9 protein-coding genes and 3 pseudogenes are annotated in these 15,380 nt (G+C 63.2%); 4 read left to right on the top strand and 8 right to left on the bottom strand.

Going from position 1 to position 15,380, the window contains the following annotated elements; all coding sequences use genetic code 11:
* Positions 1 to 37: 37 nt before the first annotated feature.
* The gene (locus OW521_RS17870) at positions 38 to 772 is read right to left on the bottom strand and encodes an ACT domain-containing protein (protein ID WP_326493973.1); all 735 of its coding nucleotides are present in this window, start codon (positions 770 to 772) and stop codon (positions 38 to 40) included.
* Positions 773 to 1,476: 704 nt separating this feature from the next.
* Here OW521_RS17870 and OW521_RS24440 point away from each other — a divergent pair.
* Positions 1,477 to 1,740 (top strand): annotated as a pseudogene (locus tag OW521_RS24440) (DNA-directed RNA polymerase subunit alpha C-terminal domain-containing protein); the annotation flags it as partial.
* A gap of 101 nt (positions 1,741 to 1,841) precedes the next feature.
* Here OW521_RS24440 and OW521_RS17865 read toward each other — a convergent pair.
* Together OW521_RS17865 and OW521_RS17860 are read right to left on the bottom strand one after the other, a co-directional pair.
* Positions 1,842 to 3,074 (bottom strand): amidohydrolase, encoded by a 1,233-nt coding sequence (locus OW521_RS17865; protein ID WP_268020920.1) that lies wholly within the window; start codon positions 3,072 to 3,074, stop codon positions 1,842 to 1,844.
* 77 nt (positions 3,075 to 3,151) lie between these two features.
* Positions 3,152 to 4,600 carry an MFS transporter gene (locus OW521_RS17860; protein WP_268020919.1) on the bottom strand — a complete coding sequence of 483 codons (1,449 nt, stop codon included), beginning with the start codon at positions 4,598 to 4,600 and terminating at the stop codon, positions 3,152 to 3,154.
* Positions 4,601 to 4,715: 115 nt separating this feature from the next.
* Here OW521_RS17860 and OW521_RS17855 point away from each other — a divergent pair, with 115 nt between their 5' ends.
* The 3 genes and pseudogenes from OW521_RS17855 to OW521_RS17845 all read left to right on the top strand — a co-directional run bounded on the left by OW521_RS17855 (position 4,716) and on the right by OW521_RS17845 (position 8,231).
* Positions 4,716 to 5,747: an Lrp/AsnC family transcriptional regulator gene (locus tag OW521_RS17855; RefSeq protein WP_268020918.1), complete on the top strand. Its 1,032-nt coding sequence runs from the start codon at positions 4,716 to 4,718 to the stop codon at positions 5,745 to 5,747.
* A pseudogene (locus OW521_RS17850) lies at positions 5,720 to 6,157 on the top strand (L-serine ammonia-lyase, iron-sulfur-dependent, subunit alpha); the annotation flags it as partial. The gene OW521_RS17855 and the pseudogene OW521_RS17850, both read left to right, overlap by 28 nt.
* Positions 6,158 to 6,672: 515 nt before the next feature.
* A pseudogene (locus OW521_RS17845) lies at positions 6,673 to 8,231 on the top strand (IS1182 family transposase).
* Between the two features lie 833 nt (positions 8,232 to 9,064).
* On the opposite strand, the gene OW521_RS17840 reads toward OW521_RS17845, so the two are convergent.
* The 5 genes from OW521_RS17840 to OW521_RS17820 form a co-directional block, all read right to left on the bottom strand.
* Complete coding sequence (locus OW521_RS17840) at positions 9,065 to 9,889, bottom strand: alpha/beta fold hydrolase (protein ID WP_268020917.1); 825 nt, start codon at positions 9,887 to 9,889, stop codon at positions 9,065 to 9,067.
* Between the two features lie 80 nt (positions 9,890 to 9,969).
* Positions 9,970 to 10,821 (bottom strand): ATP-binding cassette domain-containing protein, encoded by an 852-nt coding sequence (locus OW521_RS17835; protein WP_268020916.1) that lies wholly within the window; start codon positions 10,819 to 10,821, stop codon positions 9,970 to 9,972.
* On the bottom strand, positions 10,818 to 12,686 hold the full coding sequence (locus OW521_RS17830) for a dipeptide/oligopeptide/nickel ABC transporter permease/ATP-binding protein (protein WP_268020915.1): 1,869 nt from the start codon (positions 12,684 to 12,686) through the stop codon (positions 10,818 to 10,820). The genes OW521_RS17835 and OW521_RS17830 overlap by 4 nt, the downstream gene beginning before the upstream one ends.
* Positions 12,686 to 13,624, bottom strand: coding sequence for an ABC transporter permease (locus OW521_RS17825; RefSeq protein ID WP_268020914.1), 939 nt, complete (start codon positions 13,622 to 13,624; stop codon positions 12,686 to 12,688). Before OW521_RS17825 ends, OW521_RS17830 begins: the two co-directional genes overlap by 1 nt.
* A 127-nt stretch (positions 13,625 to 13,751) precedes the next feature.
* Positions 13,752 to 15,332 (bottom strand): ABC transporter substrate-binding protein, encoded by a 1,581-nt coding sequence (locus tag OW521_RS17820; RefSeq protein ID WP_268020913.1) that lies wholly within the window; start codon positions 15,330 to 15,332, stop codon positions 13,752 to 13,754.
* Positions 15,333 to 15,380: the final 48 nt, after the last annotated feature.

Raw genomic sequence — 15,380 nt, 5'->3', positions numbered from 1 at the left:
AGGGTGCCCCTCCCCTATCACCGAGCACAGAGCGTGGTCAGGTACGCGCCTTGGCTGCGGGGCGTTCTTTGGCCAGCGCGGTGAGTTCGACGACTTCGGCGAGTTCCGCGAGCCGGTGCGCCCGGGCGGACTCTGCCGGGGTGAACGGCTCGGCAGCCCGGAAAAAGAAGAGCGGACCCCTGGATGAAGGGATTTTCAACACTGTGCCCGGAATCTCGGCTGTTGGCTGCCCGGGCCGCTGCGGGGCGTCGGTAAGGACCGTGGCGCCGAGATGCTCAGCGACGGTGAGCGGAAGTTCATCCGTGTTTGCCACGAGATGGGCGGCCAGAGACAAAGCCCTGGTCTGACCGTCAGCAAGGGCGAGGGCGGTCGTCGGCCAGACCCTGGACTCCCGGCCGCCACCGCTCTGCAGGGCGGCGAGCAGCCGCCTTTCGGTGAGACCGTCCGGAGCCGAGAGGATAAGTTCGTCCAGGACCCCGTCCTGAAGGAGGTGCACATGGATGCTAAGGATATTGACGCCCCGGTGTGCAAGGGCGCCGGTCACCCGTTCCAGGGCGCCGGGCTGATCGTCAAGGTAGGTCCGGGCGCGCCAGAGAGCCGGCGCCTCCGTCAGGCGCCTGCGGTGGCGCAGCGCCGGCGCGTGCAGCCATCCGCGCAGGAGCCGCCGCACGGAAGGCTCCGCCACCCAGATGCCCAGCAGGCTCGTAGCCACGGTCAACACCAGGACCTTCACCGCGAACGGCAACTCCGTGTTCACCGCCAAGGTGTTCACGACCAGTTCCAGAGGGACCATCGTTGCGATACTCGCCAGGGTAAGCCGGTGTTTAGGCGGTTCCGGCAACCGCCCGCACACTTCACACCCCAACTCGGCGGCCGGCCCGCCCTGACCGGCGTCTTTTTCCTTATCACCGCTGGTCCCTCCTTCCCCTGGCAGTACGCAGCACCCCGGCCCACACCCCCGCACTGGTCCTGTCAGCTGAGGCACTCTTAGCTCAGGCCATGCGCTAAGCCTCCCTCGGCGCTGTTGCGGATGCGTTTCAACCACGTAATTTTTTGCCCCGCCCACGCAAGCGGCGGCGGGCGCGGGCGCACCATGATCCTGGTCACGGACGCCTGAAACTTCACTGGCTGATCGTGAAGCCCGCCGCCCCACCCCGCGGCAACCCACCGGTACCCCGGGCAGGCTGTGGCAATGGTCTTCGTCGGAACTGCTTTTCGCGTTGACGGGTCTTCTGTAGGGTTGGTCACATCCGCCAAGAACGCTGCCGCGCATCCAAGACCAAAACCCTCGCGGTGTGGGCCCGTACACGCCCAGACCGGCGCCTTCGAAGACCTGGTGTCCAGAGCCGCGGAAGGTTAGCCCGAACGCACTCCCAGTAGCCGGTGTAAGGTCGCATCGGCGCGCCGCCCCAGCCCGCAGTGCATACGAACCTCCCCGCAGTCACTGACGCACCCGACCGCGCCTGGAGAAGCACCATGACACCAGACCCTCACGACATATCCGGGCGCCCCGACGCCACATCGACACATCCGGGCGCCCCGTCAGTATCCCGGGCCTTGCCGCCGGGCCCGTCTGTCAAGACAACCCACAGGCGCCCGACTGCCCGGATGCTCCGGGAACGCGAACTGAACCGCGCTCGTCCCATCACTGAACTGGCGCTGCCATCGCGGGCCGCAAATGCCCTCCTGCGCGGCGGAGTTAATTCCGTGGGACAACTGATCACCCGGTCAAGGGAAGACCTCTTGACCGAGATCATCGGCCTCGGAGAAGGAACCCTGCAGATCATCGAAACGGCCCTAGCCCTGCGTCTGCGTCGCAACTCCGGCTGGGAAGCCTTAGCTCACGCTTCCAATGTGCTTGTCGTGGCGCCCGGTTCGCGGGCGGCCTGCAATTCCAGCAGTTCAGCCCGGAGTGCCGGGTCGAGGGCGGCGTCCAAGACGGTCAGGGCCATGACGGTCGCGCCGTCGAGAACCATTTGGTCGCCTTCGGGCGACGATGCTGCCGCCGTGAAGTCTGGGTGGTGCGGCACGGCGGTGCTGTTGCGGACAGAGACCATGCCGTGCAGGGCAGGGAGTACTTGGGAGACGTTGCCCATGTCCGTGGAACCGCCACCGAAGATCGGGGTCGTGTCGACCGGTCGGCCGATTTCCTCCATGTTGCTGTCCCAGGCCTTACCCAGCCCTTCGTGGGTGTTGAGCGGCGCGTAGGGGTGTTCAGTTTGGTGGTGCGTCCAGGTGCATCCGGTGGCGATGGCGGCGCCTTCGAAGCATGCCAGCACTCGGCGCTTGAGGTCCCGCCATACGTCGATGTCCCGGGCGCGGACTTCCACTTGAAGTGTGGTTTCGCCGGCGATGACGTTGGTGGCTCCTCCACCGTGGGAAATGAAGGCGTTGATGTTGGCGTTCGCTGGGAGGTGCTGGCGGAGCATGGCCATGTTCACCATGGCGAGGCTTGCGGCGGCTCCAGCGTTGATGGCTTTGTCTGGTGCTCCGGCTGCGTGGGCTTCGCTGCCTTTGTACTGCACTTGAAATCGTTCGACGGCGGCGGCGCCCATGGCTGCGACGCTGCGGTCGGGGCCGGTGGCACCGTGGACCATGAGGGAGAAGGATGCGTCTTCCCATGCGCCGGCCTGTAGCAGTGATACTTTGCCTCCGCCGTGTTCTTCGGCCGGGGTGCCCAGGAGCTTGATGCGCATTCCGGCGGCGTCGGCCACTGGTTTGAGGGCCAGAGCGGCGCCGACTCCTGCGGCGGCGATCATGTTGTGGCCGCAGGCGTGGCCGACTTCCGGCAGTGCGTCGTACTCGGCGCAGACGACGACTGTCAGCTCACCGGTGCCGTACACGGCCTCGACGGAAGTGGGTACCCCGTATGCGGCCTCGGTAACATCAAAGCCGTTTTCACGCAGGAAGGTGGCAACGAGCGAGGCTGATTGGTGCTCTTCCCAGGAGACCTCGGCCAGGGAATGGATCTTGTGGCTGAGTTCCAGGAGTGACGGCCCGGCGTCCTCAACGGAGGTCCTTACAATTTCGCGGAGTTGCTGGCTGGTGATCGTGGTGTCCATGGAGATGGTCATCGTATTCCTTTATCCGGTTAGTTGCTGGCTGGTGATCGTGGTGTCCATGGAGATGGTCATCGTATTCCTTTATCCGGTTAGTTGATGGGTTCGAGGGCTTCGACAACGGCGGTCGGCTGGGCGGCTGGAGCGTCGACTTGTGCGCGCTTGATGAAGAGGACGGCGACGGCGAAAGCGATGGAGAGTCCGGCGCAGATCCACCACACGGCGTGGAAGGAAAACTGCGTGGCCGCGCGGGCGCCGGTTGCTGTGGGTGTTGAAAGGGCGGACATCAGCAGAGCGAAGAGCGCTCCGGCAACGCCGCCTGCGGCAGTGCGTGCAGTGTTGTAGAGCCCGGAAGCGATGCCGACGGAATCGGCCTTGGCGCGCTGGACTACCAGGGTTGGCAGCGAGCTGCTGATGAGGCCCGACCCGAGGCCGGAGATGGCGAGCCACACTCCGAAGGTCAGCAGATTTCCCGGAACCAGGATCATCAACGCGAAGGCGATGGCCCCAAGCAGGCCGCCCAAGGCAACGGTGCGGGCACCGCCCAAGACTTTGGAAACGAGGTCACCCAGCGAAGCTCCGACGAAAGCGGATACGGCGAGGACGCTCAGTACCAGCCCGGCAGTGGACGCGGACGCACCGAAACCAAAGCCTTGGGTAGAAGGATCGGAGCGCAGGTAGACCGAGATGGGTGCCTGGGCGCCAAACAGTTGTGCGCCGTAGAGGAACGCGACGAAGATCGGCAGTCCAATGCCGCCGCGGAGCAGCATGTTCAGGTCCACAAGTGGATGTTGGATGCGGCGGGCGGACACCACCCAGGCCACCAGCAGGATGCCGCCCACGAGCATTGCTGCGGCTGTGGCCAGCGGAGGCCATGTCGCAAGATTGGAGGCGCTGCCCAGTACGGCGACCAAGCCACCGCCAAGCAGTAGTGCTCCGAGGTAATCAACCCGGCCCTGGGTCCGCAGCGGGCTCTCCTTCACGAAGATCGCGACACCTGGAACGCAGAGGGCAACGAAGATGGCCGGCATGAGCAGCGCTACCGAGAGGCTGCCTGTGGCGTCGAGGACAAAGCCGGACAGCAACCCGCCCAGCGTCGCCCCCAACGTCAAGGCCGCTACCAGCCTGCCGATGCTTCGGCCTGAACGCTCCGAGTTGCGCTGATGAACGATTGCGAATTCAAGGGGAAGAAAGACAGCCAACGGCGCCTGGATGGCCCGGCCCAAGAGGAACAGCTCGTAGCTCGGCGCCAGCGCCACCAGGACCGACGCCCCGGCAACGATTGCTGTGGAGATCATCAGGAGACGCTTGTGGCCGAAGATGTCTCCCAGCTTCGAAAGCAAAGGGACCACCAGCACCGTCGACAGCAGGTAGGCCGCGCTGATCCAGTTCAGGGCTGCGGCCGACACACCGTAATGCTGTCCGATCGAGGAAAACAGCGGACTCAGCCAGCCCTGCAGGATACCGCTGCCGAGCTCCATGACGACCAAGAAGCCAACAACTCCCCCAGCCGGCTTTGAGGTCTGCGCAAGTGAACGCATATGCACTCCGATATTAATGAGTAGTGAACGGGATCACACAATCATGGCGGCAGCGTGTTTCCGACCGATGAAGTCGCAGTTTTCTAAGGATAGTCTTTCATTTATGAAGGAATACATGCTCGGTCCCCTTGAGGAGCGCATTATCCATGCTTTGCAGATCGAGGGCCGGGCATCGTGGAGTGAGTTGGCCCCGGTAATTGGCGTCGACGCCGTGACGCTTGCCCGCCGCTGGGAGTCCCTTCGGGAGCGTGGTCTGGCGTGGGTAACTGGAATTTTCCCCGCAGGTGCTTCAGCGTTGGTGGATATCACCTGTATGCCCCAGCACACGGGCGAAGTAGCACAGCAGATGGCGCAACTACCCGCTGTCATGACCCTTGACCACACCTCCGGTGGGCGGGACCTGCTAGCCACGGTGCTGGCAGAGAACCCCAGGGCTGTTTGGGATGTGGTGACCAATCAAATCGGCGCACTGGAAGGAGTCCGGAACACCCAGACGCACCTGGTCACCGAACTGATCATGGAAGCTTCCGACTGGAGGCTGCGCGCCCTCTCGACGCAGGAGGCGGCTAAGATCGCCAAGCCCAAGCCGCCCCGGGCGCGGGCGCCGCGGACAGTACATCCCGATGTGGAAATGGCCCTCATGCATTGCCTCATCGAGGACGGTCGCCGCCCCATCAGCCGTATCGCTGCCGAACACGGGCTCAGCGAACAGCGGGTGGCTGACGGCCTGGCCAGGATGCGCGCCGAGGGCAGAGTGCGGATCCGGACCGACGTGGCCCGTAGCGGCACCGGGTGGCCCGTCTATGCCTGGTACTTCGTCCGCACCCCGGCCAAACACATCGAGCAAATGCATGGGCTCATGGCACGGATTCCCGAGGCCCGGACGGCACTGGCCGTGGCAAGCCAGTACAACATGGTGGTCGCCGTTTGGCTGCGGGAGCTCACCGACGTCATGCGGTTCGAAGCAGCCCTGGAAGCAGCCGTCCCCAGCGCCAGGATCGTGGATCGAAGCGTGGTTTTCGGGATGAGCAAACACCTTGGCAGGCTCATCGACGAAAACGGCCGGGCCACCCTCGGCTTCGTGCACCCCTACCCGGAGACCGGCTCAGGTTTCGGCCGGAAGAACACGTCGCCCGGTTCCTCCTGACCGCGGCAGCCATCGGCGCCCTGTTCAAAACCAACGCCTCTTCCGGCGCTGAAGTCGGCTGCCAAGGCGAAGTCGGCTCAGCCTGCTCCATGGCGGCCGGCGCACTCTGCGAAATCCTCGGCGGTACTCCACAACAAGTGGAGAATGCCGCCGAAATAGGCATCGAACACAACCTTGGCCTCACGTGCGACCCCGTGGGAGGAGTCGTCCAGATCCCCTGCATCGAGCGCAACGCCGCGGCCAGCAACAAAGCCATCAACGCTGCCAGGATTAGCCTCCGCGGCGATGGGATCCACCATGTTTCCCTCGACACCGCCATCAAGACCATGTGCGAAACCGGCGCGGACATGAAGAGCAAGTACAAGGAAACCTCGCGCGGCGGACTCGCCGTCAACGTCACCGAATGCTGAACCGAATGCTGAAATCTCGCCCGCTAGCAGATCGATCTGTACCGTGAGGCTTCTCGGCGGCCACCATGATTCCACAGCTCCATGTCGCCGTTGCCTTGCTGACCTACAGCCCAATCTGACGTCGGGGCGCCTGACCAGGCGGGATTCGCTCGTCGCCCGAGCCCTAAATCTTCTTCAGCCACCTGCCGCGCCGCGAGAGGTGATTTAGCCATCCCTGCCACGAGCGAGGTCCAATGAATCCCGATTCTTCGGACTGTTTCGATGGTTATCGGGCCCCCCGCGCCGGTTTTATGGCCCTCAGAGTGTCAGGGTGAGATCTGAGAACATCATGAGCGACCGGCGACGCAGATGGCCCCGCGCTGGCGCCGGTCCCACGCGGCTATTCGGAGAGGCAACCTCCGGTAAACCATGATGTGCGCGGCGAATATCGCGCCGCCCTAGGAGACTGCTGAACTAATCGGCGGATGTGGGGCGCGTCGACTGGACTGATGGGTCTGGTGGTTAAGACTGGTCTTATGCAGGGACGCGAGGACGCGCAACGCGGGTATTTGGATGTGGAGGCACTGGCCGGGGAGTTGTTGGCTCCGGGCAGTGTTTTCGCTTTTCTGGCCAAGCATCGGGGGCGGTTGTTTCCGGATTCGATGATGGAGGATCTGTTTCCGTCGCGGCGGGGCAGGCCGTCGGTTCCGTCGCCGGTCATCGGGTCGGTGCGGGTGCTGCAGGCATTGCAGGGCCTCTCTGACCGGGAAACAGCCGATGCACTGACCTTCGATCTGAGGTGGAAGGCCGCGTGCGGGTACGGGCTGACTGATACCGCGTTCCATCCGAGCACGTTGACGTACTGGCGAAAGCGGCTGGCCGCCTCGTCGGATCCGCACCGGATCATGGAAGCCATCGCCAAAGTCGTCGCGGAAACCGGGGCTTTGACGGGCAAGCGCCGCAGAGCGGTGGATTCAACGGTCCTGGATGACGCGGTCGCGAGGCAGGACACGATCACGCAGCTGATCGCCGCGGTCCGCCGCTTCGGCCGGGACATCCCGGGCGGACAAGAACTCGTGACCGCCCACGCCACGGGCTATGACTACATCCGCACGGGTAAGCCGGAATCGCCTGGGATGACCAGGACGCCAAAGACGGGCTGATCTCCGCGCTGGTCACCGACGCCCTGGCGTTGCTGGCCGCGGTCGATCCCGAAACGCTGGACGGAAAGGCTGCTGATGCCTACGCTCTGCTGGCCCTGGTCGCCGGGCAGGACGTGGAACCGGCCGAGGACTCCGACGGGACCGACGGGCGGTGGCGGATCGCCCGGAAGGTCGCCCCGGACCGGATGATCTCCACCGTTGACCCCGACACCCGGCACGCGCACAAGACACAGTCCCGGCAGCAGGACGGATACAAGGCCCACATCGTGATCGAACCCGACACCGGGCTGATCACCGCCGCGGAACTGACCAAGGCCTCCGGCCCGGAAAACAGCGACGGGGCCGTCGGTGCCCGGCTGATCGGCATGGATTCCACGATCGCCGGCACCAGCCTGGACGTCCTGGCCGACTCGGCCTACGGCACGGGGGACATGCTCGCCGCTCTGGCCGGCACCGGCCACACCCCGGTGATCAAACCCTGGCCCCTCCGCCCAGCAGTCGAAGGCGGATTCACCCTCGATGACTTCACCGTCGACGAAGCAGCCGGCACCATGACCTGCCCGCACGGACTCACCCGCAACATCACCACCAAACGACGGGTCACGTTCGGCGCCGCCTGCACAGGCTGCCCCCTCCGGCACCGATGCACCGCCTCACCGCGAGGACACAAAATCGTTCTCCACGAACATGACGCGCTGCAACGGCAACACCGCCAACGCGCCAAGAACCCGGCCTTCCAGGACGACTACCGCACCCACCGGCCCATGGTCGAACGGTCCATCGCATGGCTCACCCGCGGCAACCGACGGGTTCCCCACCGCGGCATCAACCGGAACAACGCCTGGCTCCAGCTACGGATCGCCGGACTGAACCTCCGCCGCCTCCTGAAGCTCGGACTCACCAGCGAACAGGGGTCCTGGGCCATCGCTTGAACCGGAAACCAGGACCAGGCCTCTCACAGCCCGCCAAAACAACACCCACTACCCGGCCACAGGCACCAAAAGCCCGGAACCACCCAAAATACTTCAACCCCAGAAACCCCAACCCACAAAAGGAAGGGCTGGCCCGACAGCGAACGCCACGGACCAGCCCTACAAAGCACTTAGTTCAGCAGTCTCCTAGGGTTTCTGCTCCCTGTCCCATAACCGGCTGGGGATTACCCCGCGGACCAAAACTAGCCCCAGGCCGTCAGAGAATCCCGGCCCGTTCATCGGGCTGTCTCCGTGCACTGCTGTCGGAGACCGACCCGTAGAATTCCGGATTCAAGCAGGCAACAGGGATTGGCGGCGCTGTCCCCCGTTGACTCCTACTTAAGGAGGCGCACGATTGTCGGCTCAGTTTGGGCTGGGTCCGGCATTGGATCTCCGTAAATCTCCCAGGAGTACCCGGCAGACTCTCGACGATTCGCCGCCATCCACTCGTCGATCGCGTTGTACGCCTCCTTTAGGCGGACACACGGCCCGCGATGCACTGCACAGCAGACGTTGGCTGCCACAACGTCAGGTGCCAGCATCCCTTCGTGGATGGCTGACATGTCGTTGTTTGCGGGGACGTCCCATGCTTCATACGTCCAGTCGTTTCCGAGGTGCTTGAGAAGTTCCACAACGCAGGCGACATGTCCCTGGACGCGTTGGAGCCTATGAGCACCAACCGGCGCCCACCCCTGCCGTGGGTTTTTATGCACTCGCCCTTTCGAAGTCCATCGTTTGGTCTGCCTGCGGTTGAGGACCGGTCCGGATACCTGGCTCTGGGCATCACGGTAGGCCTATACAGGCGTTGTACTGTCGAGAACGGAGGGTTTGGCAGCAAGGATTTCCTCGAGTGACCTCAGTAGCAGGTCGCGCTGCTGGTAGTAGGCGTTGTGCGCGGCGCCCTCGGCGACAACCATCCTGCTGTGCGGAACCAGTGAATGAACGTTGTGCACCCCCTCGGCGATGGCCGGGGCTTCCTTCGACCCAACGAACAGCAGCAGCGCGCTGGCGACAGCCCGCAGGCCTTCCTCAACCTTCGGGTCCTGGCGGTCCCAGCCTGTCTTGGACAAATCCGTGGGACGGGGGTGCCGGGCAGCTTCGATTGCCGTTGCGGTGGACCGGATCCGGATGTAGCGCTCATATTCCATCGGGTTTGCTTCAACCCATTCGGGAGTAAAGGATTCACCCACGCTGAGCCAGATCCGCTCCTGGGCATCCAGTGCGCTCATGACGTTGCCGGGCCTGGCCATTATGGGCCAGCCCATGCCACAGACCACCAGGGCCTCCGCTTCAGCCGGGTGCCGGATGGCCCAGCGCAGGACCGTCATGCCGCCCATGGACTGCCCCATGAGGACCGGACGTTCGATGCCAAGTTTTCGGAGGAAGTTCTCGAGTTCGTTGACACGGTCGGGGCCGCCACCACCGTTCCGGGGCGAATTGGAGGAGAAACCGTGGTCATAGCTGTCATATGCCAGCACACGGTACCGCTTGGACAACTCCTGGATGTGGGGTTCCCAGCACGCCGCTGATGAGCCGTGCCCATGGATCATGACGACGGGGTCCCCTGATCCGGTGTCGGTGTAGTGAATGTCGTTGCCTAGGAGGTCGATCCATGCCATGAATAGTGCTCTCTTTCAAAATCTCTCAAGAATCGTCGAAGATGTCAGACCGAGGTTGCGCCACGATGGGGCGCGGCTTCTCAGGCTGATGCTTCCATGTGGAGCCGGGCGCGGCGTTCTTCGCGCTTGTGGCGTTGCAGGTCCGGGTCCGGCACCGGTGAGGCGTCGATGAGGGCCCGGGTATAGGGGTGGCGCGGATGGTCGTGGACTTGTTGGGCATCGCCTTCTTCGACGATTTCGCCCCGGTACAGGACCACGGTGCGTTGAGAAACATGCCGTACCACGGTCAGGTCGTGGGAGATGAAGAGCATGCTCAGCTTCATATCCTGCTGGAGCTCGTTGAGCAGGTTCAGTACCTGGGCCTGAACGGAGAGGTCTAGGGCGGAAACCGGTTCGTCGCAGACCACGAGTCTGGGCCGGCCGATGACGGCGCGGGCGATGGCGATGCGCTGGCGCTGGCCACCGGAGAATTGTCCGGGGTAGCGTTCGGCCGTGTCTTCGGGCATGCCGACACGCCTGAGGATATCCGCGATCCGAAGCCGAACGGCGTCGCGTCCTAGCGACTTGTCACGGCTCAGTGGTTCGGCAAGGGTTTGGCCCACGGTCCGGGCGGGGTTCAGCGAGGAGTACGGGTCTTGGAAAACGACCTGCAGTTCGCGCCCCAGTTCCTGGCGGCGCCTGCGCGAGGCGGTGGTGATCTCCTCGCCGTCGAACAGGACCTGTCCGGCAGTCACCTGCACCTGGCCCAGGACCGCCTTGCCGATCGTGGTTTTCCCGGAGCCGGATTCGCCCACCAAGCCAACCGTTTCACCGGCGGCGATGGACAAGCTCACACCCTTGAGGGCATGGAATTCGCGCCGACGGGTTTTGTATATGACCTGCAGGTCCTTTACTTCTAGCAGTGGGATGTTCTGGTCTCCGCTCCCGGTCATACGACGGTCTCCTTCACTTCGGTGCGTCCGCCCGTGGCGGCCAGCAGGTTTTCCAGAGAGTCCTGGATGGTGGGCAGCGGCTGGCCCACGACGGCGTTGTGTGGGTTCGCCTTCAGCAGTGCCTTCGTGTAGGGGTGTTCCGGATGACTGAAGATTTTCCGCACCGGAGCGGATTCCAGAGTTTCGCCGTGATACAGAACGAGCGCGCGGTCGCAGATGTCAGCCACCACACCCCAGTCGTGGGTGACCAGGATGACGGCCATGTTGTCGGTGGTGCTCAGTTCGCGGAGCAGGTCCAAAATGTCCGCCTGCACCGTCACGTCCAAGGCCGTGGTCGGCTCGTCCGCCAGCAATACCTTCGGCTTGGCGGCCAGCGTGCGGGCAATGCCCACCCGCTGCGCCATACCTCCGGAAATCTGGTGCGGGTAGCGCTGTGCGACATCGGCAGGGTTGGGGATCTTGACCTGCTCAAGCAGTTCCACCGCACGGGCCTTGGCCGCGGTCCGGGAGAGCTTCGTATGCCGGCGGAGCACTTCGACTAAATGGTGCTCCACGGTAAAGCACGGATCCAGGGCCGCCATGGGTTCCTGAAAGATCATCCCGATGGTGGCGCCGCGCAGCGCGCGCAGCATATCGACCCGGCTTAGGTCATAAGTGCGCCCATCCAGCACCATAGTGCCTGCAGTGACCCGGGTTCCCAGCGGCAACAGCCCCATGAGCGCCAAGCTGGAGAGGGTCTTGCCGGAGCCTGATTCCCCGACGATGCCGAGGGTCTCGCCTCGATCGAGATCCAAATCCAGGCTTTGTACAAGCACCCGCTCTTCGCTGGCATTCTGGGCCACTATCGTCAGGCCGCGTACGGTTAGGAACGCAGGTTCTTCCGGCACAGCAGGCGTGCCTGCGGACTTGGTCACGTCAGTGGCGGCATCAGCGTGCAGGGTGTTCGTCCGTCGGGACCGCCGGCGGGCGGTCCTGGTCCAGCCCTCGGCAGCGGCGTCCCGCGCTGCGTCCCCGAGGAGCCCGAAGGCGAGGACGGTTACTGCGATAGTGGCTCCTGCCGGGACCAGCAGCCAGGGAAAGTCGTTCAGTGCGGCGGCCGCCTCGTACACCATGCCTCCCCAGGTAGGTGCCGGGGGCTGGACGCCCAGGCCCAGGAAGCTGATACCGGTCTGGGTCAGTACGGCCATGGCAGCGAACATTGAGAGCTGGACGATCATGGGTCCCACGATGCGGGGCACCACGTGCCGGAAGATAATCGCGTTATCTCCCAGGCCTGAAATCTTCGCGGCCTCGATGTACAGTTCTTCGCGCACGTTCAGGGTTGAGCTGCGGATGACCCGGGCGATGCCGGCGCAGCCCATGATGCCCATGGTGACCATTGCTGCCGTCATGTCACGGTTGAAGACCGCCAGGATCGAGAGCAGGATGACCAATCCTGGCAGGGCCATCAGCAGGTCGGTGATCTGGCCGATGGTCTTATCCAGCCACCCACCGTAGTAGCCGGCGGCCAGGCCCAGAATGAATCCCAGCACACAGGCGACGGCGACTGCCTGGAAAATACCAATGATCGTCGGCAGCGAACCGTGCAGCAGCCGGGATAGCACATCGCGGCCGAAAGCGTCAGTGCCGAGCCAGTGCACCGCCGACGGTAATTTCTTGATGTCCAACAAGTTCTGCTCCAGTGGATCGAATGGAGCAATTGTGGGTGCCAGGACAGCAGCGGTGATAACAATCATCAGCCATGCAATCGAAATGATGGCCAGGGGTTTCTTGAAGAGTCGGTTCATGAAGCGGGACGGTTTGTCCTGGACAACAGGCAGCTTGGCCGCGAACAGCGTTCCCTCCATGCGGGTTGCTTCGCTCATTACACACGCACCTTGGGGTTGAGCCAGCCGTAGCTGAGGTCGACGATGAGATTGATCAGGATGGTCAGGACGGTGAAGTACAAAGTCACGCCCTGCAGCAGGTAGATGTCGAACTGCTGTGTGGCCTGGACTGCGAGGCTGCCCACCCCCGGCAAGACGAAAATCTGCTCCACAAAGACCGTGCCGGTGATTGCACCCACCATGACCAGGCCCATTACGGTGACGAGCGGCAACGACGCGTTGCGCAGCGCATGCTTGAAAATGATCGTGCCGGAGGACAAGCCGGATGCCCGCAGGCTGCGGATGAAGTCACGGGCCAGAACATCTGACATGGCGTCACGGGTCTGCTTGGCCACCCCTGTGATGGAATGCAGGGCCACTGCGAAGACCGGCAGCACCAAACCCGCCAACCATTTGGTCGGAGAGTCCGCAAACGGGGTATATCCGGTGGCAGGGAACCAGCGCAGTGTCACGGCGAAGAAAGAGATGAACACCAGCGCCACCCAGAAGGAAGGAAAGACCAGGCCGCCCAGGGACAACACATCGATGAAACGACCGATGAATCCGCCGCGCAAGGCACTGAGCACCCCGAGACTAACCCCCGCCACCAGGCAGATGACGAAAACACCGGCCATAATGGACAAGGTCACCCCGATCCTGCTGTTCAGCAGGTGCGCCACGCTTTCCCCCGTGAAAATCGACTTACCGAGGTTGCCCTGCAGCGCCTGTCCTGCCCAGGCACCGTATTGGGACAACAGCGGCTCATCCAGGCCCAGCTGGGCCCGGAGCGCAGCGACTTGCTCCGGTGAACCTTGGCCCTGAAGTATCGTCTGGGCCAGATCGCCAGGGGCCAGCGCGTTAAGGAAGAACGTGAGGAACGTGACAACGAAAATCAGTGGAATCGACAACAGAAGCCGATGGAGTATCAGGCGTAGCATGTGGTGTCTCCTTCGGGAAGCCAGGCTCTGCAGCGGGCTGCCAGGGAAAATATGGTGCCGGTGCTGTGGGTTCCGGCCAGACTTCGCGGCCGGAACCCACACGGCCTAAGTTAGGGGTGGCGACCCGTTAGGTGGCCGGTTTGACGAGTGCCATGTCGATGATCAGGCTCTGGCCAGGCTGCGGAACGTCCACGCCTTGAGCCACGAAGTAGCTCACATTCAGGGCAGAGGTCATGGCGAACCAGGCCAGGTCGGCGACCCGCCCCTGAACCTTCTTCCAGGCTTCTTCGGAATCGGCGGCCGGTTTGGCCGCCGCGGCGTTAATCAGGGCTGTCAGCTCCGGATCCTGTGAGTGGTAGTAGTTGTAGGAACCGTTCGGGTCGAGGGTCTGGAACTTCGCCATGAACGGCGTTCCGGAGTTCGATTGGGCGATGATCGCTCCGAATTTCTTCTGTGCCATTCGGGTATTCAGCTCACCAAAGTTCTGGACCTCCGTGATGTTCAACTTCACGCCGATCTTTTCCAACTGCCCGGCAATGGCTTGGGCCTGTGTAGAGTTCAGCGTGTTTTTGACATAGCCGACATCGATGGTGATTCCGCCCGGATAGCCGGCCTCGGCCAGCAAAGCTTTGGCCTTCTCCGGGTCGTAGGGGTATTTCTTGTCATTGGTCTCGTCATAGCCGGTGAAGCCTTTGACCTGCAGTTGCGAGGTAGGGGTGCCGAAATCGCCGAACAGGGCCTGAGTCACCAGAGAACGGTCAATGCCGTAGTTGATGGCCTGTCGGACCTTCACGTCCCCCAGGGGTTTGTTGACTTCCCCGGTGCGGTCGTTAATGATCAGACCGGTCCACTGGACCGGATCCGAGACGATGCGTGCTCCCTGGGCCAGGCCGGCCTTATTGGCATTGGCAGTGATCGGGTCGCTGACCATGACCTTTAGCTGGCCGGCCTTGAAGGCCTGGACGGCGGAGTTCTGGTCCTCGTAAACACTGATGACAACCTTGTCCCAATGGATCTTGGTCGGATCGTAGTAGTTCTTATTTGGCAGGTAGGTGTAGGACTTGCCGGTAATGGTAGCGCCGGTATCGAGCACGTACGGGCCGGCGCCATGGGTTTCGGTGCCCAGGACATCCGGTGTGGCCAGCGCTTTGGGACTGATCAAATCTCCTGCAAGCCAGTAGGTGTTGAAGATGCTGGCCAGATCCGGGTTCGGTGCGCTCACTTTGACGGTGAACTCGAATTCCCCGTTCACTGTCACGGACTCCAGGGTGGCCAGGTTCACAGCGAAGGGACCCTTTTTCGAGACCCAGTATTCGATGGATTTCTTGGCTGCCTCAGCGGTGACGGGCTCGCCGTCGCTGAACTTCGCATTGTCCCGCAGTTTGAAGGTCACGGACATATTGTCCGGTGCCACGTTCCACGACTCGGCAAGCGCTGGCTCAAGTTTGCCATCGGCGCCGGTGCGCACAAGTGGTTCGTAGGCAGGCTGGAGCATGGTTCCGGCACGACCGTTGCCGCTGAGGGCAGGATCCATGCTGATCGGAGCGAAGGTATTGGACACGGTCAGAACCTGCCCACTACCGGCCCCAGAGGTACCGCCCGGAGAACCTGCGCTTCCGCCGCAACCGGACAACGCCAGGGCCGAGGCCGCGAGGGCGGCGAGGGCTGCAGTTGCCCGGCGCAGCCGGAGGGATGTGTGCTGTTTCATTTTTCCTCTTCTTTGAGTAACTGGAACGGAAGTCATGGGCAACGCCGG

It is taken from the genome of Arthrobacter sp. MMS18-M83 (genome assembly GCF_026683955.1).
Taxonomy (GTDB): domain Bacteria; phylum Actinomycetota; class Actinomycetes; order Actinomycetales; family Micrococcaceae; genus Arthrobacter.
This window is presented reverse-complemented; position numbering and strand designations above follow the sequence as displayed.